Origin of the sequence: Methyloversatilis sp. NSM2, assembly GCF_038066675.1 — a bacterium.
GTDB classification, from domain to species: domain Bacteria; phylum Pseudomonadota; class Gammaproteobacteria; order Burkholderiales; family Rhodocyclaceae; genus Methyloversatilis; species Methyloversatilis discipulorum_A.
Genome location: NZ_JBBUKV010000004.1, coordinates 512,932 through 533,623, shown reverse-complemented (window position 1 = coordinate 533,623; position 20,692 = coordinate 512,932). Strand labels below are relative to the sequence as shown.

Below are 20,692 nucleotides of genomic sequence, written 5' to 3'. Positions count from 1 at the left end.
AATTCCTTGCGCATCGAAGGGGGATTTTTGCAGGCTCGCCGCACTGGCTAGCAGAAAAATCGCGCTTGCGGGTGCTGGAAGTGGTCACTAGAATTAGTAGCTCATCGAGCTTCAACCACTACCTATAGTGGTCAGTTAGCGAAATCCCATCAAAAACCGCTCTCCGTCGCGCTTGCGACGGCCTTACAGGGAGACGTCCGCATGCAATTGACCGCCGAACACACGAGCACCCGTCAGCAGTCCCCCAGCCCCGACCAGATCAGCATCGATGAGCTGCCGAGCGCGGCAGCCCTGCACGCTGACTACAAGGTGATCCGCCGCAACGGTGCGGTGGTGAACTTCGAGCCGGCCAAGATTTCGATCGCGGTGACCAAGGCTTTCCTGGCGGTGAATGGCGGGCAGGGTGCCGCGTCGGCGCGCGTGCGCGAACAGGTGGCCGGCATCACCACCCAGGTGGTGCAGGCGCTGGTGCGTCGCCAGCCGCACGGCGGCACCTTCCATATCGAAGACATCCAGGACCAGGTGGAACTGGCGCTGATGCGCTCGGCCGAGCACGACGTCGCACGCGCCTACGTGCTGTATCGCGAGAAGCGCGCCGCCGAGCGTGCGCAGAAGCAGCACGCGGTCGAAGCCGCGGCTGACCAGCCGGTGCTGCACGTGGTCGACGGCAACCGTCGCATGCCGCTGGACCACGCCGCGCTGCGCGGTCTGATCGAAGCCTCGTGCGAGGCGCTGGGCGACGTGGTGTCGGTCGACGCCATCCTGAATGCCACGCTGTCCAATCTGTACGACGGCGTGCCGGTCGAGGAAGTGCGCAAGTCGGCCATCATGGCCGCCCGTTCGCTGCTGGAGCAGGACCCGGCCTACGGCTACGTCACCGCCCGCCTGCTGCTGCACACGGTGCGTCACGAAGTGCTGGGCGAAGAGGTGTCGCAGGCGCAGATGGCCACCGCCTACGCCGAATACTTCCCGCGCTACATCAAGCTGGGCATCGAAGCCGAACTGCTCGATTCCAAGCTGGCCCAGTTCGACCTCGCCAAGCTGGGCGCCGCGCTGGACCACCGCAACGACCTGCGCTTCAACTACCTCGGCCTGCAGACGCTGTACGACCGCTACTTCCTGCACATCCGCGACCGCCGCATCGAACTGCCGCAGGTGTTCTTCATGCGCGTGGCGATGGGCCTGGCGCTGAACGAGATCCACCGCGAAGAGCGCGCGATCGAGTTCTACAAGCTGCTGTCCAGCTTCGACTTCATGAGCTCGACGCCGACGCTGTTCAACAGCGGCACGCTGCGCCCGCAGCTGTCGTCCTGCTACCTCACCACGGTGGCCGACGATCTCGACGGCATTTTCGAGGCGATCAAGGAAAACGCGCTGCTGGCCAAGTTCGCTGGCGGTCTGGGCAACGACTGGACGCCGGTGCGCGCGCTGGGTTCGCACATCAAGGGCACCAACGGCAAGTCGCAGGGCGTGGTCCCCTTCCTGAAGGTGGTCAATGACACCGCCGTCGCGGTGAACCAGGGTGGCAAGCGCAAGGGCGCCGTCTGCGCCTATCTCGAAAGCTGGCACCTCGACATCGAGGAATTCCTCGACCTGCGCAAGAACACCGGCGACGACCGCCGCCGCACGCACGACATGAACACCGCCAACTGGATTCCCGACCTGTTCATGCGTCGCGTGATGGAAAACGGCGAATGGACGCTGTTCTCGCCGGCCGACTGCCCGGACCTGCACGACCTCTACGGCAGTGCCTTCGAGCAGGCCTACACCCGTTACGAAGAGAAGGCCGCGCGCGGTGAGATCCGTCTGTTCAAGAAGACGCAGGCGGTCGCGCTGTGGCGCAAGATGCTGTCGATGCTGTTCGAAACCGGTCACCCGTGGATCACCTTCAAGGATCCGTGCAACCTGCGTTCGCCGCAGCAGCATGTCGGCGTCGTGCATAGCTCGAACCTCTGCACCGAAATCACGCTGAACACCTCGGACACCGAAATCGCCGTCTGCAACCTCGGCTCGGTGAACCTGGTCGCCCACCTGAAGGACGACGGCAAGGGCGGCAAGGCGCTCGACCACGACAAGCTGCGCAAGACCATCCGCACCGCGATGCGCATGCTCGACAACGTGATCGACATCAACTACTACTCGGTCGGCAAGGCGCGCAACGCCAACCTGAAGCACCGCCCGGTCGGCATGGGCCTGATGGGCTTCCAGGAAGCGCTGCACGAACTGCGCACGCCCTACGCCTCCGACGCGGCGGTCGAATTCGCCGACCGCTCGATGGAAGCGGTGGCCTACTACGCCTACTGGGCCTCGACCGAACTGGCCGAAGAGCGCGGCCGCTACTCCAGCTACAAGGGCAGCCTGTGGGACCGCGGCATCCTGCCGCACGACTCGCTGGACATCCTGGCCGAGCAGCGCGGCGGCTACCTCGAAGTCGACCGCTCGGTCACGATGGACTGGGACGCGCTGCGCAACCGCATCGCCAATTACGGCATGCGCAATTCGAACTGCCTGGCGATCGCACCGACCGCCACCATTTCGAACATCATCGGCGTCGATGCCAGCATCGAGCCGACCTACCAGAACCTGTTCGTCAAATCGAACCTGTCGGGCGAATTCACCGTGGTGAACGAGCACCTGGTGCGCGACCTGAAGAAGCTGGGTCTGTGGGACGAAGTGATGGTCGCCGACCTGAAGTATTTCGACGGCTCGCTGTCGCGCATCGACCGCATCCCGGCCGACATCCGCGCGCTCTACGCGACCGCCTTCGAAGTCGAGCCGAAGTGGCTGGTCGAAGCCGCGTCGCGCCGCCAGAAGTGGATCGACCAGGCGCAGAGCCTGAACATCTACATGGCTGGCGCCTCCGGCAAGAAGCTGGACGAAACCTACAAGCTCGCCTGGCTGCGCGGCCTGAAGACCACCTACTACCTGCGCGCCATGGGCGCCACCCACGCCGAGAAATCCACCGGCCGCGGCGGCGAACTGAACGCAGTGCCCAGCCAGTCCGAAGAGCCGGCGCCCAAGTTCTGCGCTATCGACGACCCGACCTGCGAAGCCTGCCAGTGAGGACTTTCCACCCTTGCCTGCTTCTGCAGGCAAGGGTGGGGGGCTAGAGGCTGGGGGCCAGGGGCGAGCGGAGCGTGCTCCGCGCATCGCCCCGCCTGACTAAAGCAATACCCGGCGCGCCGTGCGCGCCGACTGAAGGAGAAAACAACAATGCTGAGTTTCGAAGACGACCTGCCGATGACCGCACCGCAACCCGGTCTGGCGCTGCGCACTCCGATGCCTGACTCGCGCGAACTGCCGATGTCGCCGCCGGCCACGCCGGCCGCCCAGGGTGACGCGCGCATGCGCCGCATCCGCGCCGAAGACAAGCGCGTCATCAACGGCGGCACCGACGTGAACCAGCTCGTGCCCTTCAAGTACAAGTGGGCCTGGGAAAAGTACCTCGCCGGCTGCGCCAACCACTGGATGCCGCAGGAAGTGAACATGCAGCGCGACATCGAACTGTGGAAGTCGCCGAACGGCCTGACCGAAGACGAACGCCGTCTGGTCAAGCGCAACCTCGGCTTCTTCGTCACCGCCGATTCGCTGGCCGCCAACAACATCGTGCTCGGCACCTACCGCCACATCACCGCGCCCGAGTGCCGCCAGTACCTGCTGCGCCAAGCCTTCGAAGAGGCCATCCACACCCACGCCTACCAGTACATCGTCGAGTCGCTGGGCCTGGACGAAGGCGAGGTGTTCAACGCCTATCACGAAGTGCAGTCCATCCGTGACAAGGACGAGTTCCTCATCCCCTTCATCGACGTGCTGACCGACCCGGCCTTCAAGACCGGCACGCCCGAAGCCGACCAGCAACTGCTGAAGAGCCTCATCGTGTTTGCCTGCCTGATGGAAGGCCTGTTCTTCTACGTCGGCTTCGTGCAGATCCTCGCCCTCGGCCGCCAGAACAAGATGACCGGCGCAGCCGAGCAGTACCAGTACATCCTGCGCGACGAGTCCATGCACTGCAATTTCGGCATCGACCTGATCAACCAGATCAAGCTCGAAAACCCGCACCTGTGGACCCCGGAATTCCGCGAAGAGCTCAAGGCCCTGTTCCGCAAGGCCGTCGAGCTGGAATACCGCTACGCCGAAGACACCATGCCGCGCGGCGTGCTCGGCCTGAACTCCAACATGTTCAAGGAATACCTGCGCTTCATCGCCAACCGCCGCGCGCAGCAGATCGGTCTGGACGTGCTCTACCCGGGCGCGGAAAACCCCTTCCCGTGGATGAGCGAAATGATCGACCTGAAGAAGGAGCGCAACTTCTTCGAAACCCGGGTGATCGAGTATCAGACGGGTGGGGCGTTGAGTTGGGATTGATGGAGGTCGGTGCCCGCTCTAGGGACTGATTCATCTGCGCGGTCTGCGGACCGGGCAAAAAATGGGGCGCCAGCGGGCGCCCCATTTTTTTGCCTCATCTGGCTTGTTGTCCTGCAGATAGACCTGCGGATTAATAGTCCGGCGGCGCAGGGGCGCCTACCCCAGTTCCGCGAAGTGCTCCATCAAACTCGGCTCGACAGGCTCTTCGTGCATCGTTCAAACGCTGCACTAGCCACAGAGCAAAGTGGCCTAGCGCGAAAGTCCATTCGCGAATGAGGGATTAGGCATTGGCAAGCGGCCCGGCATTAACTCAACTACCTCTTGGTCGAAGCGCGTTGAGTAAGAGCGGATCCCGCAGCAGTCTTTGAAGCCTTGCTCGAACTCGAACTCCGCAGCGTATTTGAAGCTGCGCTAGCGGCACTGCGAGACGTTACCTTGGGCCGAGCCTTGTGCTGTGAGAGTGCCGACCCGGCTGCCGACTTCGCACTCTTGCTTGACTGACTGCTCCGTAGCACCTTTGATGCAGCAGTTGCCGCCCGCTTAGTCGTTACTTCAGAGTTATTTGCCATCTTTAGCTCCTTCGGTTGCCGGGCTAGACTTCTTCACTATCTCAACTGGAGACGTGTCATTGAGGACCAAGAACGCTACTAGCGTCAGTATGGCAGCAAATAGAACCGCACTTGCCAAACCGCCGGCCACATTTACTCCAAACTGCGGCCAGAATCGTTTGAGGTCCCGAATTTCGCCGACGATGACTCCATTCTGGATATCTTCTCGGAAGTCCTTATCAAGCTCTGCGGTAACTTCTTCGGAATAGGCAAGCAGCGCGTTCTCGGCGGTTCCCCTCGCTCTAAGCAGTACGCCAGGGGGCTGACTTTCGTACCAGCCGCGTACGAGATCCGCGGAAGGAAGTGCTCCTTGCACCTTCTCATAGTGTCGCATCCACTCGATGCGCTGCTCTTCAACTACAGCAAACGCCAGCAGACCCAAAAGCCAGCTCTGCTGTGACTCTTCGACGAGCTCTCGATATACGTCCTCGGCACCGCGATAGGTCGGGTTGGCGGGTAGAGGTGATGTCATAGTCTTGGATCTGACGTGTAACGTTGTTATGAGGCACCGCTGGCGCGCAGAACGGAGAGTAGCCACCATCGGTAGGAGTGGATGGCCGGTTCGATGCACCTGTTAGCCATCAGTTTGCGACCTTCGAACAGCGTGTCGAGTGTCGCGCGAGCGCTAAGTGCAGGCGGGCAACTAAAACCCTGCCGAACACAATCAACTCCAGATGGACACCAGTTCAGCAATCTTGGAAGCAATTACAGTCATTGTGTCTTCCGATGTGTCCAGACCGCTTCGCGAAGCAAGCATAGGACTGACGTCGCGGAGCGCTGCATAAGTCGTGCCGTGCACGATAGGTACCAAGCGGTTACCCTGCAAAAGGGTCGAAAGCTCCTTGTCGGCAACGCCCTCTTTAGGGAGGCGAGCTAGCAATGCAGGGGTGACCAGGACGAGCCCAATTTTCGAGGCTGCCAAACCTTTATCAATCGCGCGCATCATCGGCACGCCGAGGCCAAGGTCTTTCTCACTGAACCACACTTTGACCCCCGCCGCCTCAAGTACATCGTGCAATTGTCGTGCGGCGCCGTGTCGGTCGTCCCAAGCATGACAGAGGAAACAATCTCGGAGATCGGATTTCTCCGCCGCTTGCGCCTCCACAGCCTCGCGTACAGGCGTGAGCGATGCAATCTGAGCAGCCGTATAAGAGACAGTCGATCCAGCACGCGACCATCGAGCCCTCGAGCCGCTTCCGGTGGACCTGCCGCCACTGCTGTAGCTGCCGCCAACAGAAACGTAGGATGGGCCGTCGCTGCCATAGCCATAGCTGCCGCGGTAGCCTCCATAACGGCCACCGCACGCAGGGCATGCTGCAGCAGCGCTTGCCGAGCGATGACCATAGACTGGAGCAGTACATCTCGCCATGATTTCGACTCCTCATGTCGCAACATGATGCCAATTGCCTATGCGACTATAGCCCGCCGCAGCGCGACTTGGAATCCCTCGCAAACTCCAGATCGATCTCCGCTGCGTACCGCGCATTGACCGACGGCGACAGGTGCGCATATCGCCGCACCATCTCGGCGGACTGCCAACCGCCCAGCTCCTGCAGGACGAACAGCGGCACCCGGCGCTGCACCAGCCAGCTCGCCCAGGTGTGGCGCAGATCGGGTAATAGGGGACAGGCCACGTTTCTCGCGCCCCTAGGACTCGAAGGATGAGTTGCGTTCTGATGCTCACGTATGAGCCAGCGCCGCGCTCGAGTGCTGCAGGTTGCGCTGGGGACGTCTGTGATGTCTGGCGGGTGCTACCATGGTGCTACCCATAGTCATGAGGCCGCGATGACCGCTACGACCACGCTGAAACTTCCGGACGAACTGAAGGCGCGCATCGCTGCGGTGGCGCAGCAGTGCGGCAAAAGCGCGCACGCTTTCATGGTCGAGGCGCTGCAACTGCAGACCGAACTGGCCGAACGTCGCAGTGCCTTCGTGGCCGATGCGCTGCTGGCGCGCGAAGAGGTCGCGCGTTACGGGCTGGTGGTGGATGCTGACGAGGTGTTCGATTACCTGAAGGCGCGCGCCGAAGGAAGAGGCGCCCGCAAGCCCGATCCGTCGGCGATCTGAGCAGCGGGCCTCATTGTGACTACCCGTGTAGTGCTGGCGCCGCGAGCGCTGGCGGATCTGGAACGTCTGACCGATTCCCTGCTGCAGGCAGATGCGCCTGCAACTGCTGCCGAGACGCTGCCCATCCTGCAATCCGGCTTCGCGGTGCTGCGCGAGCATCCTTTGATCGGACGCAAGGTCGAGCACGACCTCCGGGAGCTGGTCATTTCACGCGGCCGAACCGGTTACGTGGCCCTCTATGACTACGACGCCGGTCGCGATGTCGTCATCGTGCTTGCCGTACGGCATCAGCGGGAGGGTGGATACGGCGCTTGAACCCTGCGCGGCGGTCTCCGATGGTGACGCTTGCAGTCCCGACCGCCTCAGGGTCACCATGTCGGCGGGTTGAATACGTTCCCGGATCTGCTTGACCATTGGAGGCTTACGACAATGAAAGGCACCACACTTCGTATTTCCGCGCTTGCATTCCTTTTCTCCGCGTCGCTCCCCGCGCTGGCCGTCACCAGCACCTTCGATTCGGATGCCGAAGGCTGGAGCGCCCAGGGGGACATCGAGGGGCCGCTGACCTGGAGCGCCACCGGCGGCAATCCGGGCGGCAATGTGTTCATCGACGACCTGACCACCGGCGGCGTCACCTACTTCGTCGCTCCCTCGCAGTTCCTCGGCAACTTCGCCGGCGCGTTCGGCTCGCAACTCACCTTCGATCTGATGCAGCGCTATCCGGGCGGGCCGAACCAGTTCGACGACGAGGACGTGATCCTGTCGGGCGGCGGCCTCACCGTCGTGTATGACACGGCGAACAATCCGGTCAACAACGGCTGGACGTCGTATTCGGTTCCGCTGTCGGCGGCCGGCTGGCGACTGAACACCCTGTCGGGCAGCGCGCCGACCGAGGAGCAGTTTCTTGCCGTGCTGTCGAACCTGAGTTCGCTGAGAATTCGGGCGGAATATCAGACGGGGGCCGACGTCGGTCATCTGGACAACGTCGCCCTCGTGCCGGAGCCGACCACCGTGTTGATGCTGCTGTCCGGCATCGGCTGCGTCGCGTTCGCTGCACGCCGGAAGCGGCGCGCAGTGGATTGAGGCGGAGGCGCGGAGCGGCTGCTCGCGCTGTCAGTATGTCGGTCTGGATCGCCGCTATGCGACGGACGGGATACACCGGTCGCGTAAAAGACGCGCGACGCGGCAGCGCGGTCAGCTTCCATCACTCGCGGCACGTGACCGCGACCGCACGCTCCGTGCCGTAACCCCGCGCTCGCGGCGCAGCAGTTTGCGCAGCATCGAAGGGTCGGCGTAGCCGACCTGGGCGGCCACCGATTCCAGCGAGGCGTGGCCGGTTTCGAGCAACTGGGTGGCGCGCTCGACGCGCAGTTTCTGCACGTACTGGATGGGCGACATGCCGACCGCCGACGCGAAGTGCCGGCTCAGCGTGCGCGGCGTCATGTGCAGCGCGTCGGCCAGCATGGCGAGCGTGACGGGTTCGCCGAGGCGGCTCTGCAGCCAGCGGTCGGCGCGCTGCAGCGTCGGTGTCTGCCGTGCCAGATGCGAGGCGATGGCGTACTGACTTTGCGATACGCGGTGGTCCAGCATCAGGAAGCGCGCGCAACTGCGTGCCAGTTCGTCCGAGCCGTGGCGCGCCACCAGCGCGAGCATCAGGTCGGCCTGGGCCAGCGCGGCGCCGGCGGTGCTGATCGGGCCGTCGCTGACCACCATGCGCGTCATGTCGAGATCGACCTGCGGAAAACGTTCGCGGAACAGGGGCGCCAGCCACCAGCTGGTGGTGGCGACGCGGCGGTCGAGCAGGCCGGCCTGCGCCAGCGCGAAGGTGCTGACGCAGGACGCGGCGACGTCGGCGCCGCTTTCCAGCCAGTTGCCCACACGCGCCATCGCCTTCACCACGTCGCGTGTCGCCAGCCATTCTTCCAGCGCTTCGCGGTGGGCGCGATTGGCGCCCGGCAGCAGCACCAGATCGGGCGCCGGCAGATCGGCCATGCGCGCGAGCGGGCCGACTTCGAGCCCGGAACCGCTGCGCTCGCGCCGTCGTCCGGTGCCGGCCAGTGTCACCTCGAACAGCGGCGGTCGTTCGGCCTGGAGACACAGGCGGTTGGCGGTGTTCATCACGTCCAGCGTGATGCCCAGGCTGATGTCGAGCACGCCGGGCACGATCAGTACGGCTGTTTTCATGATGTCCATATTAGCCCGATTGATGTCGATCCAGACACTCGATCGGAAGGCTCCCGGACCGCAGCATGGATACCCGGACATCCAAGGCCGCACCTCAACAGTGGCGGCGGGTGTCCGCCCGACGATCACCGAGGAGCCACACGTGAACACCCCTGACGAACGCTTCCTGCGCACCGACACTTCCCGGATGGCGCGCACCACCGGCGGACTGGATTACCTGCACGACAGCGCGGGCGCGCCGTTCAACTACATGTACCCGCCGCCCGACGGCGAGCCGTGGGAGAACTGCAGCTACCGCACGCACGTGGTCGACATCATCGACGCCCGCCCGGGCGCGCAGCACTTCCTGCTCCATCGTCACGGCTTCGAACTGCGCGAGGCGCCGAGCTGCCTTGATGATGTCGACGACGACGCGCAGATCCGCGCCCGCTACTACCCGGAGGTCGAGGCCATCGCCTGCGAGGCCGCCGGCGGTGCGCGCGCGCTGTGCTTCGATCACCAGATCCGCCGGCGCAGCCGCGACGAACAGCACCTCACCTTCGGCCGGCAGAACGCCCAGGCCTCGGCGGTGGGGCGCGTTCACAACGACTATTCGGAGGCGAGCGGTCTGGCCCGGCTCGGCCTGGTGCTGCGCGACGATGTGGCGCAGGCGCGCGTGCGCCGCTATGCGGTGGTGAACGTGTGGCGTCCGCTGATCGAGCCGGTGATCGACGCGCCGCTGGCGATGTGCGACGCGCGCTCGGTGATGGCGCAGGACCTGGTCGCGGCGGAGATCCGCTACCCCGGACGCAGCGGCGAAATCTATGTGCTGAAGCACGCGCCGCAGCACCGCTGGTACTACTTCCCGCACATGACGAAGCGCGAGGTGCTGGTCTTCAAGCAGTACGACTCGCAGGCGAGCGGGGTATCGCGCTTCACGCCGCACGCCGCCTTTCTCGACCCGGCCGCACCGGCCGACGCGCCGCTGCGCGCGAGCATCGAGGCGCGCTGCCTCGTGCTGTTCGACTGAGGGCGTGCCATGAACGACCCGGTCATCGAATACTGGTTCGACTTCGCCAGCCCCTACAGCTACCTCAGCACGGCGCACATCGACACGCTGGCCCGGCTGCGCGGCGTGCGCGTGCTGTGGCGCCCGCTGCTGCTCGGCCCGATCTTCCGCGCCGCCGGCTGGCAGGCTTCGCCCTTCCTGCAGCAGCCGGCCAAGTTCGCCTGGATGTGGACCGACCTCGCGCGCCAGTGCGCGCGGCACGCGCTGCCGTGGCGCAAGCCGTCGCAGTTTCCGCGCAACGGCGTGCTGCCCGCCCGCATCGCGCTCGCTCATGCGGAAGCGCCGTGGATCGCCAGCTTCTGCACCCGCGTGTTCGAACTGAACTTCGTCGATGACGCGGACATCGACGACGTCGATGCGATGCGTCGCCTGCTCGCCGAACTGGGCCAGCCGGCGGATGCCGCGCTCGCGAGCGCGCAGTCGCCCGAGGTGAAGCAGGCGCTGCGCGCGCAGACCGAGCAGGGGGCGCGGCGCGGCCTGTTCGGCGCGCCCAGCTTCTTCGTCGGTGACGCGCTGTACTGGGGCAACGAACAGCTGGAGGACGCGCTCGATGCCGCCATCCACCGTCGATGATCACAGCGCCGCACCGGAGGGCTTCACGCCGCGTGTGCTGCGCGGTCCCTTCTTCGGCGGCCGCACGGTGTTCACCGGCGGCGCGCTCACGGATCTGTTCGCGGCGCGCATTCGCGGCGACGACTGCAACGGCCTGGGCATCACGCACGGCGGCGTCATCGCCACGCTGGCCGACATCTTCCTGGTCGGCTTCATCGCCGCGCAATTGCCGGCGCACGCACGGCTGGTGACCGCCAGTCTGTCCGTCGACTACCTCGGCCCGAGCCGCGCGGGGGACTGGCTGCTCGGCCGCATTCATGCGCACCGCATCGGCGGGCGCCAGTGCGTCGCGTCCGGGGAGTTCCGCGTCGGCGAGCGGACGGTTGCGCTGATCAAGGCGAGCGGCGCCTTCCTTGCTGATAGCGGAGCGCCACAATGACGAATCCCTGCTTTGCCGATACCCCCGAACCGCCTTACTACGTCGTGATCTTCTCGGCGCAGCGCACGCCCGGCGACAACGGCTATGCCGACATGGCCGAGCGCATGGTCGAGCTGGCCGCGCGGCAGCCAGGCTTTCTCGGCATCGAGCGCGCCCGCAACCCGGACGGCTTCGGCCTCAATGTGTCGTACTGGGCCAGCGAGGAGGCCATCGCAGCGTGGCGCAATCACGCCGAGCACGCACTCGCGCGACAGACCGGCCGCGAACGCTGGTACGCGCAGTTCTCGCTGCGCGTGGCGCGGGTCGAGCGCGCGTACGGGACGACGCTGCGGAAATGACGTCGCCCGTCCTTGCCTTCCCCCCAACACCACAGGAGCTATCCATGTCGACACCCCCGCGCCCGATTGCCGTGCTTGCCGCGGACGTGGCCCCGCGCATCCGGCCGTCCGTCTACCCGGAACCGTTCGCGTCGCGCATGCGCGGTCGCACCAAGCGTGCGCTGGGCGACTTGTTCGGCCTGCAGAATTTCGGCGTGAACCTGACGCGGCTCGAACCCGGCGCGGTGTCTGCGCTGCGCCACGCGCACAGCCGGCAGGACGAATTCATCTACGTGCTGCAGGGCGCGCCGGCGCTGCACACCGACGAAGGACTGACGCGTCTTTCGCCCGGCATGTGCGCCGGCTTTGCGGCGGGCCGCGACAACGCCCATCGTCTGGTCAATGACACGACCGATGTCGTGGTCTATCTGGAGATCGGCGACCGCAGTCGGGGCGATCAGGCGAGCTACCCGGACGACGACCTGCGGGCGGAACTGATCGACGGGCACTGGGTGTTCAGCCACAAGGACGGGCGACCGTACTGAGGGGGCGAAGGGTCGGCACACGGTGCGGTGGGCCTGGGATGGAACGGAATGAACGGGCCGGTATTCGCCATCGGCGTGGCCTGAAGGGGCGCCAGGCTGCCGCCCCTTCATCCGTCACGCCCGCATCAGCCGGCCACTGCTTCCGCCGCTCGACGCAGGGCGGCCTCTTCCTGCTCGATCCACTGCTTCAGCTTCTCGACGTGTTCCGCTTCTTCGCGCACGAACTCCTTCGCCACCTTGCGGATGTTCGCGTCGCGCGTGGTGTTGGCAATCGCGTAGTAGAACTCGTAGCCACGGCGTTCGCCCTGCAGCGCGGCCTTGAGCGCACCGAGACGCGCCAGGGCGGGATCACCTGCCCACAGTGCGGTCTTCTCCGGGGTGGTGTTGTCGGGCCAGGCCGAGCTGGCCGGCAGGCTTTCCACCACTTCGTACTTCACGCACCTGGCCTTGGCTTCTTCCAGATGCAAGCGCGAATAGCTGCCGAGCTGCGCGAACAGCGCAGCGACGTCGCTGTTGCCACAGGCGTTCATGCGCTCCGCCAGTTCTTCGAAGTGCACGGCAGCGTCTTCTTCGACCTTGACCGCATAGTTCAGGAACTGGTCGAGCGTCTGGATGCCGACGCCGCCCTTGTAGATCGCGGCGGCGATCGATAGCGCCGGTCCCTTCACCGGCTTGGTCACATCGCCTTCGAACACGACGGCGATATCTTCGTCGCGAACGAAGCACTGGCAGGCCAGCCGGTGACGCGGCGGCATGTCATTCACTTCGGCGTCCATGATTTCCTGCTTGGTGATCTTGCCGAGCTGACGCAGGATTTCCTTTTCCTTTTCGGTCAGGGCGATGCCATAGCGCACGGTCGGGCTGTAGTGCACGACCTCCACCAGGCATGAGCCGCATTCACCGTCCTGACAGTCGAACGGAATCGGGATGTTGTTGGCTTTGGCGAGGGCGAGCAGAGTGCCGCGTTCGCCGGCCACCGCATAGACCGTGAGGTCGCGCGGCATCAACGGAGAAGAGAAGGTTACGTTAGCCATTTCGGGGCTCCAGGTTGTGTCCGGATCGGACCCGGTCTGACTGCAAGTTGCATGCCGCGTGAATGGCGCCTCCGTGTAACCTTCATGACATGAGTACATGTCAGTACGTCATTGATCCACATCATGAAGTCGCGGTTTATCCGGCTTTCAAGAAGGTGGATGAACGACGGGTTTGATCTGCTTCAAGGCGGTCTGGAAGTGCTGTGCTAGCGCCTGCGCTGCAGGGGCGTGGCGCCTTGTGGACAGACCTGTCGGCTACGCAGTGTTTGCGACACGGACTGCATCGCCGAATACCGCGTGCAGGTCAACTTCCGTCCTGGCCGTCGTCCTTCAGGCCGGCGACGATGGCGTCGAACACCAGGCGCACCCGCGCCGGCACCGGGCCGCGCTGCGGGCGATACACGATGACGTCCCACGGCGGCGGTGCGTCCTTCTCCAGCACCTCGACCAGTCGCCCGGCGCGCACGTGCGTGCGCGCGAGATAGTCGGGCAGCTGCGCAAACGCGATGCCGGCCAGCACGGCTTCGCACTCGGCCGCCGGGTCGTCGGTGAAGAAGGCGGGCTGCTGCGGCAGCAGCGTGCGTTCGCGGCTGAAGAACCAGTGCCACGGACGGTTGGTATTGCGGTTGATCAGCGCGCTGGTGGGCAGCGCGTGCAGCGCATCGACCGACGGCGGCACGCCGACGCGTTCGATCAGCGCCGGGCTCGCATGCACGCCGAAAGCCACTTTGCCGACACGGCGCATCACAGAGCGCGCGTGGCTCAGCACGCCCATGCGCACGCCGATGTCGATCTGTTCGTCCACGGCGTCGCTCAGTTCGTCCGATAGCCGGATGTCGATGGCAATGCCGGGGTGCTCCACCGCGAGCCGGGTCAGCACGGGCAGCACGAGCAGTCGACCGAGCGCGCGCGGCGCGGTGATGCGCACGCGCCCGGCCATCGCCGCGGCCGCCCGCTTCTCGGCGGGCCGCAGCACCTCGTCGAGCTGCGACAGTGTCGCTGCGGCTTCGGCCGCCTTCGCGGTGCCGAACTCGGTGATGCGGGTCTGCCGCGTCGTGCGGTGGAACAGCGTTTCGCCGAAGTGATCTTCGAGACGGCGGATGGCCCGGGTGACAGCCTGCGGCGACAGGCCCAGCCGGGTGGCGGCCTCGCGGAAGTTCTTCGCGTCGGCGGCGGCGACGAAGATGCGCAGCGCGTCCTGCAGTGAATTCATGGTCTGCCTGAAAGTGGAATACTGAAATCCGGATCATTCCATTTATTTCCACTCTCCGCATCCCGATACTGGCTACATCACCCATTCAACAGAGGATGCAGTCATGAAAGCCCTTCACACTTCCATCGTCACTTCTTTCGCAGTGCTGGCCGGTCTGGCCGCCACGCCGGCCTTCGCTTCGCCGCAGGGCGCGGACAGCAAGGCGGTCGCCGCCGAGTGCGCGGCACTGCCCGGCCATGCCGAACTGCGCGATGCGCTCACCCGCGCCCGGCGCGCGGACAACGGCGGCTTCGACCTCGACATGTGGGGCACCGTCGTGAGCCGCAGCGGCACGGTGTGCGCGGTCGCCTTCACCGGCGAAAGCAACGCCAGCCAGTGGCCGGGCAGCCGGGCCATTTCGGCGCAGAAGGCGAATACCGCCAATGCCTTCAGCCTGCCCACGCTGGCACTGGCCACCGCCAATCTGTACAGCGCCACGCAGCCGGGCGGCAGCCTGTTCGGTCTGCAGGAAAGCAATCCGGTCAATGCCGCGCTGGCGTATGCCGGACCGGCAACGGCCTGGGGGCAGGCGAACGATCCGCTGGTGGGCCAGCGCATGGGCGGCGTCAATGTGTTTGGCGGCGGGCTGGCGCTGTACAGCGCACAGGGCGAACTGCTGGGCGCGCTCGGCGTGTCGGGCGACAGCTCCTGCGCCGATCACGCCATCGCCTGGCGTACGCGCAACCTGCTGCGGCTCGACTACGTGCCGGCTGGCGTCGGCCCGGATGGCGTCGATCAGATCAGCTTCGACGGCGACTGGAAGCAGCCGCACTGCGTCAATGCCGCGACCGAAGATGCGGTGGTGAAGGCCCTGCCGCCCACCCGCCGCCGCGACGGGCTGGCTGCGACGACGCAGGACTGAGCGGTATCGAGGGCGTCCCTAGTGGCGCCCTCTGTCGGCGCCGGGTCGGCAGCGGAGCGATCTATCCTCGACGGCTCATCGCCAGCAGCCCGCTGGTCTGGTCGGTGATCGCCATCACCACGTCGCGCTGCAGGCGGCTCAGCCAGCGCTGGGGCAGGGCACGCGCGCCGCAGCGGGCGCCGGCCAGCATGCCGACCAGGGCGCCGGTGGTGTCGGCGTCGTCGCCCATGTTCACGGTGGCGACCAGCGCCGTTTCGAAATCGGCGTGGCTGACGAAATGGTGCAGCACGGTCTGTACGGTATCGACGACATAGGCGGTGGCGCGGCCGGGGTAGGGCTGGAAGGCGAAGGCCGGGTGGGTCTGCACCCAATCCGCCACCCAGGCTGCGCCATCGTCGTGCGATGCGCCAGACAGCAGACGGGCGAGCAGCTGCGCGAAGCCCACCGTGGCGGCATCGGACAGCGGGTGGTGGTGGGTGATGCGCGCCTGCGCCAGACTCACGCGTTCCAGCGCGGCGGCATCGTGCCACAGCGCCAGCACCGTGGGCAGGTTGCGCATCAGCGCGCCATTACCGCCATCGCGCTCGTTCGGCGGGCCGCTCAGGCTGCCGTCGGCAAGGTAGCGCTGCAGGCCGCGGCGGCAGGTGTTGCCACAATCCACCGGCTTGCTGCGCAGCCAGCCGACGAAGGCGTCGGCAATCGTGCGCGTCGCCGCCGTCATGTGCTCGTCGCCGGTGATGCGCGCGCCGCCGACCTCCAGCAGCGCATCACCCAGCGCCAGGCACATCGTCGTGTCGTCGGTCACCTGTCCGCGCGCCAGCCTGAGCCAGCCGCCGCCGACGATGTCTCGATGCTCGCCGTACTGCGCGCGGATTTCGCGCGGGCGCATGAATTCGACCGTGGCGCCGAGTGCGTCGCCGATGGCCAGCCCGAGGTAGGCGCCGAGGGCGCGGTCGTACAGCGTGTCGAAGTCGTCAGTCATATGCGGTTCAGAAAGCGGATTCATTGGCAGCTTGCCTGTGCCGGGTAGTCGCCGCCCAGGGCAAGCACTTCCTGTTCGCCGTGCAGCACCGGGCCGGGCAGCAGACCGGGCCACACCAGCAGCTTGCAGCGCGGCACCTGAAGTTCGAACACCCAGTCGCCGAAGCAGCCCGCTTCGTCACGCGACAGCGAGAACGACGCGATGCTGTTCAGGCGCACCGTGCATTGGCGGTCCTGCAGCCGGCCGGCGACCAGCTGCTCTTCGGCGCGCGTGCTGCCGCGCCACAGGCGCACATGACTGCCCGGCGGCTGCTGCGGCAGGCCGAAACGGTCGAGCGCCCACTGGCTGAATTCGTACAGCAGGTCGAGCTGCTGGTGGATGCAGTTGCCGTGGTAGCGGCTGGCGGCCTTCTCTTCGAGATAGCTCACCCAGGCGGGTGACGGGAAGCGCTCCAGCCGTGCCTTGTGGAACATGGGCACCAGACCGAAGCGACTTTCGACCCAGCCTTTCAGAACGGCGCCGGCCGGGCCGTTGGCGTCGCCTCCCCAGCCCTGCAGCAGCCGGCGCCAGCTGCAGCGCCAGCGTCGCGCCTCGGCGCTGTCGCGCGGCGCGTCGGCCGGTTGCAGGCCGAAGGCGATGGCGACGTAGTGCTCGAACACGTCGCGCGCTTCGGGCAGATCGGTGCAGCGATCAAGCAACGCGAACAGGCCGCGGTGCGCCTCGCGCGTGCCGGCGATGTGCAGCGGCAAGGGGTGTTCGTTGAACAGCCGGCTGGCCAGCACCGGCGCCGGCGCGCCGACCAGATTGGTGCTGTACCAGCGGTGCGGCTGCGCGTCCGCCGTCCCGCCCGTGTCAGGCGAGACGGCGGACGCATCCGGCGCGCGGGCGGGCGACGACAGGATTCCGGGGCGCGCGCGTTTCGGCCCGGTGCCATGAGGAAGGGCGGATTCGATCGGCATCCGGCCAGTATTCGAGGCCTTTTCACCGCCCGTCAAGCACGGGGGTCAAGGATGATGCAGATCGCCGCCCGGGGAGGCCGGACGCGCCTCAGGGCGCGCTCTGCTGGCTTTCCGGATAGGCGGTGTCAGTGCTGTCGTGCGTGCGCTCCCAGTCGCCGACCGGGTCGGCCGGCGTCTTCCTGCGATGGGCGAACGCATATCCGAGTGCAAGGGCGAGTGAGGCGGCAATCAGCTTGATCATCGATATTTCCTCCAGGTGCGGGGTCACCGGGCGCGGCGACCTGTCCGTTCAGTGTGGGCCGGGGCGGCAGCGCTCGCTGTAGGCCAGCGACACCGCTGCCCGTAGGACGGGCGCTGCGCCATTCCGGTCCGGTGGTTTGCGCAACGCGGCACCGGCGCACACCGCCAGCACCGGTCCGCCCGCCGCTGCAGCGATGGCCAGCGTCGCAGCAAACCGCGCGCCCGCCGTCGTCGGCTCTCCATCGGACCTCGTGTATCGTCTGCCCCGACCGCGCGCTGCCCGCACGCCGCACCGCGCCCGACCTTTGCTGCGTTACCGGAGCCCGAGCCCTCATGCCGAAATTCGTCGATACCTCGCCGCCCGGCGTCTGCATCTTCTGTCGCATCGTCGCCGGTGAACTGCCCGCCGCGCGCGTGTTCGAGGACGATCTGACGCTGGCATTCATGGACCTCGGCCAGGTCAATCCGGGTCACGTGCTGGTCGCGACCAAGCGGCACGCCGCCACGCTGTTCGACATCACGCCGGAGGAGGGCGCCGCGGTGATGAACACCGCGCAGCGCGTGGCCGCCGCCATCCGCGAAACCTTCGACCCGCCGGGGCTGAATCTGCTGCAGGCCAACGGCAAGGAGGGCGAACAGACGGTGTTCCACTTCCACATGCACGTGCTGCCGCGCCACGCGAACGACGGCGTCGGCCTGATCTGGCCGCGCAAGGAACCGGGTGCGGAGGTGCTGCGTGGGTATGCGGCGCAGCTTGCGGCCCTCCTGACACGCGACTGAGGCAGGCTCGCCGGACGAACCGTATCCCGGCGGCGATCAGCGCATCTCGAACAGTTCCTGATGGAAACGGTCGGGCGGCAGGCCGTGGGCGACGAAGTCCGCGCGCAGCGCCTCACCGAAGCGCGGCGGGCCGCAGAACCAGATGCTGGCCGACGCCCAGTCGGGCACCGCGGCGCGGATGCGTTCGCCATTCAGGCGTCCGTCCCGGGCATCGACCAGCAGGTGCAGTCGCACGCCGGCCGCTGCGACATCCGCGGTGAGATGGTCGATGGCGCTCTGATCGAAGTCGGCCGTCGGATGAAACAGATCGATCGCCCGCGCGTCCGGTGTGGCGGCGCGCTGCTTCATGCGGGCGATGAAGGGCGTGATGCCGATGCCAGCCCCGACCCAGATCTGCCGCGGCTGTGCATCCTCGAAGTCGAAACAGCCGTACGGCCCCTCGACCGTCACCGGCATGCCGATCTTCAATGTGTCGCGCAGGCGGCGCGTGTGGTCGCCCAGTGCCTTGGCGATGAACACGAGCCGGCGCTCAGCCGGATTCCATGCCGACGCGATCGTGTACGGGTGGGCGCCTTCGCGCCTGTCCGACGTGACGAAGGCGAACTGCCCCGGCGCGTGTCCGCGCCAGCCATCCTCCAGCTGTATGGCCGCTTCGAGCACGTGCACGCCGGGGTACTCGGTCAGCGCCGCGATGTGGCCCTGCACCTTTTGACCGGCCCCGATCCGTCCGCCCAGGCTCAGCAGCGCGGCCACGCTGCCGCCGATCAGCAGGGCCGCCACCAGCCAGCCGACCGGTTGTGACCAGTACGCGAACTTGGTGAGCACCACCGTGTGATAGGCCAGCGCGAGGTAGGCGAGCGCAATCCATTTGTGCGTCCTGGCGAACCAGTGATAGGGAAAGCGCTTGACCAGCGCCAGCACGATCAGCACCACCGCGGCATAGAACGCCCACTCGCCGACGGCTTCGGCCATCCCGCGCTGGCTGCGCAGCCAGCCTTCGACCGCACCCAGCGTTTCGCCGGCCACCGGCTTGCGTGCCGGCCGCACCAGCCAGCCCCAGCCCACCATCCACTTGGTACCGGTCGCCCACCACCAGTGAAGGACGGCCACCACCAGCGCCGCGATGCCCAGCCACTTGTGCAGCCGATACATTCTGTCCAGCCCGCCCAGCAGCGACTCCAGCCATCTCGAACGCAAGGCCAGCAGCATCGCCACGCTCATTACGGCGATAGCGATCACCCCGCTGTACTGCATGAACACCGAGCGGAACGAGAAATAGGTGAACGGCTCGGGCGCCAGCGTATCGGCGGCGAGCCAGAGCAGGGTTGGCAGCAGCAGGGTGGTGAGGAATGCGAGGTGGAGGCGTTTCATTGGGTGGCTTGGGCGATCTTCAGCTTAGCCTCAACATTCGATTGGGCGGTCAGGCGTCATCAGCGAAATGCCCGCTGCTCCAGCCTCCCGCAAAGAAGTAGCCGTGTCGGCTCGAAAGCAAGCCGTCGGCTGCGTATTCCTGATTGACGGTCCGTATCGTGTTGAGAGATGCCGACTGCACAACGTTGATGGAATCGCGCAGAACAGCGACCAGAGTGCTTCCATCCGAAGACCAGCGCAGTTTGGCGCAGTCCTGGAGCGGAACGGATGCCAGCAGTTCGCCTGTTGAGGTGGAGTACTTCGCCAGTCTAGATCGACCGGCAAAGGCGATGGTGTCACCGGTCGTGGATACTGCCGCTGCACTCGACTCCAGGTAGGCGACGCGGAGCGGTAGCTCGTCGGCAGCAGACTCGAACGGCCATTGATGACGGGTGACGTACTGGTGTCCAAGAGACTCAGTAGGTGAGCGAACTTTAGGCTGATGAACGACAAACCAGGTTCTTCGATCAAGCGTGGGGCACACGGCCTGAATCGATTCGTTGTCAAACGCAAGTACTTTGAGAACGTTCCCGTTGTGAGCGTTACGCACTCGAAGTTTTCCAGACCATGACGCGTCCACCAAAAACTCGCCACAAGCTGAGTACATGGCTGCAGTTCCCTCACCTTCGGCTTCGTTTCGGCAGTTCAAGAGTTGCTCACCCGTGTGGCGGGAGATGACAACAATCCGACCCGAGGTGGACTTCACTGCTATACGCGTTGCATCGGGGCTGAAGTCGGCATGCGAGGGGTGCGGAAGTGGCTGAGCAGAAAGTAACTTTCGCCGTGCAAGCGCGTCGATGACCGTCAGGCGTTCGCCAACTACTGCAAGCAGAGTCTCATCGGTCGAAGCGCTTATCTCGTAGCAACTTGTGAGCATCATGTCGCGGAGTGGGTCGGGTGTTGATGACGAATGACTTTTTATCTGGCGCAGTTTTTCGCCATGAATCCGACCGCTGCGGGGTGAACAGGCTGCACCGACCGGCCGAAAATGACCTCGCCTCGGCGGCTTCGCGGATCTTGGCTGAAGATTCACTGGCATAAAACGGTG

At 65.7% G+C, this 20,692-nt stretch carries 22 protein-coding genes and 1 pseudogene; 12 read left to right on the top strand and 11 right to left on the bottom strand.

Annotation, left to right across the window (positions count from 1 at the left end; translation table 11 throughout):
- The first annotated feature begins 201 nt into the window (after positions 1–201).
- Together WJU27_RS10170 and WJU27_RS10165 are read left to right on the top strand one after the other, a co-directional pair.
- A complete protein-coding gene (locus tag WJU27_RS10170; RefSeq protein WP_341422047.1) occupies positions 202–3,063 on the top strand; it encodes a ribonucleoside-diphosphate reductase subunit alpha in 2,862 nt (953 codons plus the stop codon).
- A 150-nt stretch (positions 3,064–3,213) separates the two neighbouring features.
- Positions 3,214–4,365, top strand: coding sequence for a ribonucleotide-diphosphate reductase subunit beta (locus WJU27_RS10165; RefSeq protein WP_296809742.1), 1,152 nt, complete (start codon positions 3,214–3,216; stop codon positions 4,363–4,365).
- Between the two features lie 558 nt (positions 4,366–4,923).
- On the opposite strand, the gene WJU27_RS10160 is transcribed toward WJU27_RS10165, so the two are convergent.
- The 3 genes and pseudogenes from WJU27_RS10160 to WJU27_RS10150 all read right to left on the bottom strand — a co-directional run.
- Complete coding sequence (locus tag WJU27_RS10160) at positions 4,924–5,445, bottom strand: hypothetical protein (protein ID WP_341422046.1); 522 nt, start codon at positions 5,443–5,445, stop codon at positions 4,924–4,926.
- Positions 5,446–5,637: 192 nt separating this feature from the next.
- Positions 5,638–6,342 (bottom strand): toll/interleukin-1 receptor domain-containing protein, encoded by a 705-nt coding sequence (locus WJU27_RS10155; RefSeq protein ID WP_341422045.1) that lies wholly within the window; start codon positions 6,340–6,342, stop codon positions 5,638–5,640.
- Between the two features lie 46 nt (positions 6,343–6,388).
- Positions 6,389–6,586 (bottom strand): annotated as a pseudogene (locus WJU27_RS10150) (tyrosine-type recombinase/integrase); the annotation flags it as partial.
- Between the two features lie 172 nt (positions 6,587–6,758).
- On the opposite strand from WJU27_RS10150, the gene WJU27_RS10145 reads away from it, so the two are divergent.
- From WJU27_RS10145 to WJU27_RS10135, 3 genes are all read left to right on the top strand, one after another.
- Positions 6,759–7,040 carry a CopG family ribbon-helix-helix protein gene (locus WJU27_RS10145; RefSeq protein WP_341422044.1) on the top strand — a complete coding sequence of 94 codons (282 nt, stop codon included), beginning with the start codon at positions 6,759–6,761 and terminating at the stop codon, positions 7,038–7,040.
- A gap of 15 nt (positions 7,041–7,055) precedes the next feature.
- Positions 7,056–7,355: a type II toxin-antitoxin system RelE/ParE family toxin gene (locus tag WJU27_RS10140; RefSeq protein ID WP_341422043.1), complete on the top strand. Its 300-nt coding sequence runs from the start codon at positions 7,056–7,058 to the stop codon at positions 7,353–7,355.
- Between the two features lie 114 nt (positions 7,356–7,469).
- Entirely contained in the window at positions 7,470–8,123 is a 654-nt protein-coding gene (locus WJU27_RS10135; RefSeq protein ID WP_341422042.1) for a laminin B domain-containing protein, read from the top strand.
- 111 nt (positions 8,124–8,234) lie between these two features.
- On the opposite strand, the gene WJU27_RS10130 is transcribed toward WJU27_RS10135, so the two are convergent.
- A complete protein-coding gene (locus tag WJU27_RS10130) occupies positions 8,235–9,224 on the bottom strand; it encodes a GlxA family transcriptional regulator (protein ID WP_341422041.1) in 990 nt (329 codons plus the stop codon).
- A 142-nt stretch (positions 9,225–9,366) separates the two neighbouring features.
- Here WJU27_RS10130 and WJU27_RS10125 point away from each other — a divergent pair, with 142 nt between their 5' ends.
- Genes WJU27_RS10125 through WJU27_RS10105 form a run of 5 tightly spaced genes read left to right on the top strand, consistent with a single transcriptional unit; the run spans position 9,367 to position 12,125 of the window.
- Positions 9,367–10,233: a CmcJ/NvfI family oxidoreductase gene (locus WJU27_RS10125; protein ID WP_341422040.1), complete on the top strand. Its 867-nt coding sequence runs from the start codon at positions 9,367–9,369 to the stop codon at positions 10,231–10,233.
- A gap of 9 nt (positions 10,234–10,242) precedes the next feature.
- Positions 10,243–10,845 carry a 2-hydroxychromene-2-carboxylate isomerase gene (locus WJU27_RS10120; RefSeq protein WP_341422039.1) on the top strand — a complete coding sequence of 201 codons (603 nt, stop codon included), beginning with the start codon at positions 10,243–10,245 and terminating at the stop codon, positions 10,843–10,845.
- Positions 10,823–11,263 (top strand): PaaI family thioesterase, encoded by a 441-nt coding sequence (locus WJU27_RS10115; protein ID WP_341422038.1) that lies wholly within the window; start codon positions 10,823–10,825, stop codon positions 11,261–11,263. Before WJU27_RS10120 ends, WJU27_RS10115 begins: the two co-directional genes overlap by 23 nt.
- Positions 11,260–11,601 (top strand): antibiotic biosynthesis monooxygenase family protein, encoded by a 342-nt coding sequence (locus WJU27_RS10110; protein ID WP_304004492.1) that lies wholly within the window; start codon positions 11,260–11,262, stop codon positions 11,599–11,601. Before WJU27_RS10115 ends, WJU27_RS10110 begins: the two co-directional genes overlap by 4 nt.
- Before the next feature lie 44 nt (positions 11,602–11,645).
- Entirely contained in the window at positions 11,646–12,125 is a 480-nt protein-coding gene (locus WJU27_RS10105; RefSeq protein ID WP_341422037.1) for a cupin domain-containing protein, read from the top strand.
- Positions 12,126–12,250: 125 nt separating this feature from the next.
- On the opposite strand, the gene WJU27_RS10100 is transcribed toward WJU27_RS10105, so the two are convergent.
- Positions 12,251–13,159, bottom strand: coding sequence for a 2Fe-2S iron-sulfur cluster-binding protein (locus WJU27_RS10100; RefSeq protein ID WP_341422036.1), 909 nt, complete (start codon positions 13,157–13,159; stop codon positions 12,251–12,253).
- A 304-nt stretch (positions 13,160–13,463) separates the two neighbouring features.
- Positions 13,464–14,372 carry a LysR family transcriptional regulator gene (locus WJU27_RS10095; protein WP_020163868.1) on the bottom strand — a complete coding sequence of 303 codons (909 nt, stop codon included), beginning with the start codon at positions 14,370–14,372 and terminating at the stop codon, positions 13,464–13,466.
- A 103-nt stretch (positions 14,373–14,475) separates the two neighbouring features.
- Here WJU27_RS10095 and WJU27_RS10090 point away from each other — a divergent pair, with 103 nt between their 5' ends.
- Entirely contained in the window at positions 14,476–15,273 is a 798-nt protein-coding gene (locus tag WJU27_RS10090) for a GlcG/HbpS family heme-binding protein (RefSeq protein WP_341422035.1), read from the top strand.
- 61 nt (positions 15,274–15,334) lie between these two features.
- Here WJU27_RS10090 and draG read toward each other — a convergent pair whose 3' ends face one another.
- From draG to WJU27_RS10075, 3 genes are all read right to left on the bottom strand, one after another.
- Complete coding sequence (draG, locus tag WJU27_RS10085; RefSeq protein WP_341422034.1) at positions 15,335–16,255, bottom strand: ADP-ribosyl-[dinitrogen reductase] hydrolase; 921 nt, start codon at positions 16,253–16,255, stop codon at positions 15,335–15,337.
- 20 nt (positions 16,256–16,275) lie between these two features.
- Positions 16,276–17,214, bottom strand: coding sequence for an NAD(+)--dinitrogen-reductase ADP-D-ribosyltransferase (locus tag WJU27_RS10080; protein ID WP_341422033.1), 939 nt, complete (start codon positions 17,212–17,214; stop codon positions 16,276–16,278).
- Between the two features lie 88 nt (positions 17,215–17,302).
- Positions 17,303–17,455 (bottom strand): hypothetical protein, encoded by a 153-nt coding sequence (locus WJU27_RS10075; RefSeq protein ID WP_020163872.1) that lies wholly within the window; start codon positions 17,453–17,455, stop codon positions 17,303–17,305.
- A 332-nt stretch (positions 17,456–17,787) separates the two neighbouring features.
- Between WJU27_RS10075 and WJU27_RS10070 the strand changes: the two genes are divergently transcribed.
- Positions 17,788–18,234, top strand: a complete 447-nt coding sequence (locus tag WJU27_RS10070) for an HIT family protein (protein WP_341422032.1) — start codon at positions 17,788–17,790, stop codon at positions 18,232–18,234.
- Positions 18,235–18,270: 36 nt separating this feature from the next.
- Here WJU27_RS10070 and WJU27_RS10065 read toward each other — a convergent pair whose 3' ends face one another.
- Entirely contained in the window at positions 18,271–19,605 is a 1,335-nt protein-coding gene (locus WJU27_RS10065; protein WP_341422031.1) for a ferredoxin reductase family protein, read from the bottom strand.
- Positions 19,606–19,654: 49 nt separating this feature from the next.
- Positions 19,655–20,524, bottom strand: coding sequence for a hypothetical protein (locus tag WJU27_RS10060; RefSeq protein WP_341422030.1), 870 nt, complete (start codon positions 20,522–20,524; stop codon positions 19,655–19,657).
- Positions 20,525–20,692 lie beyond the last annotated feature (168 nt).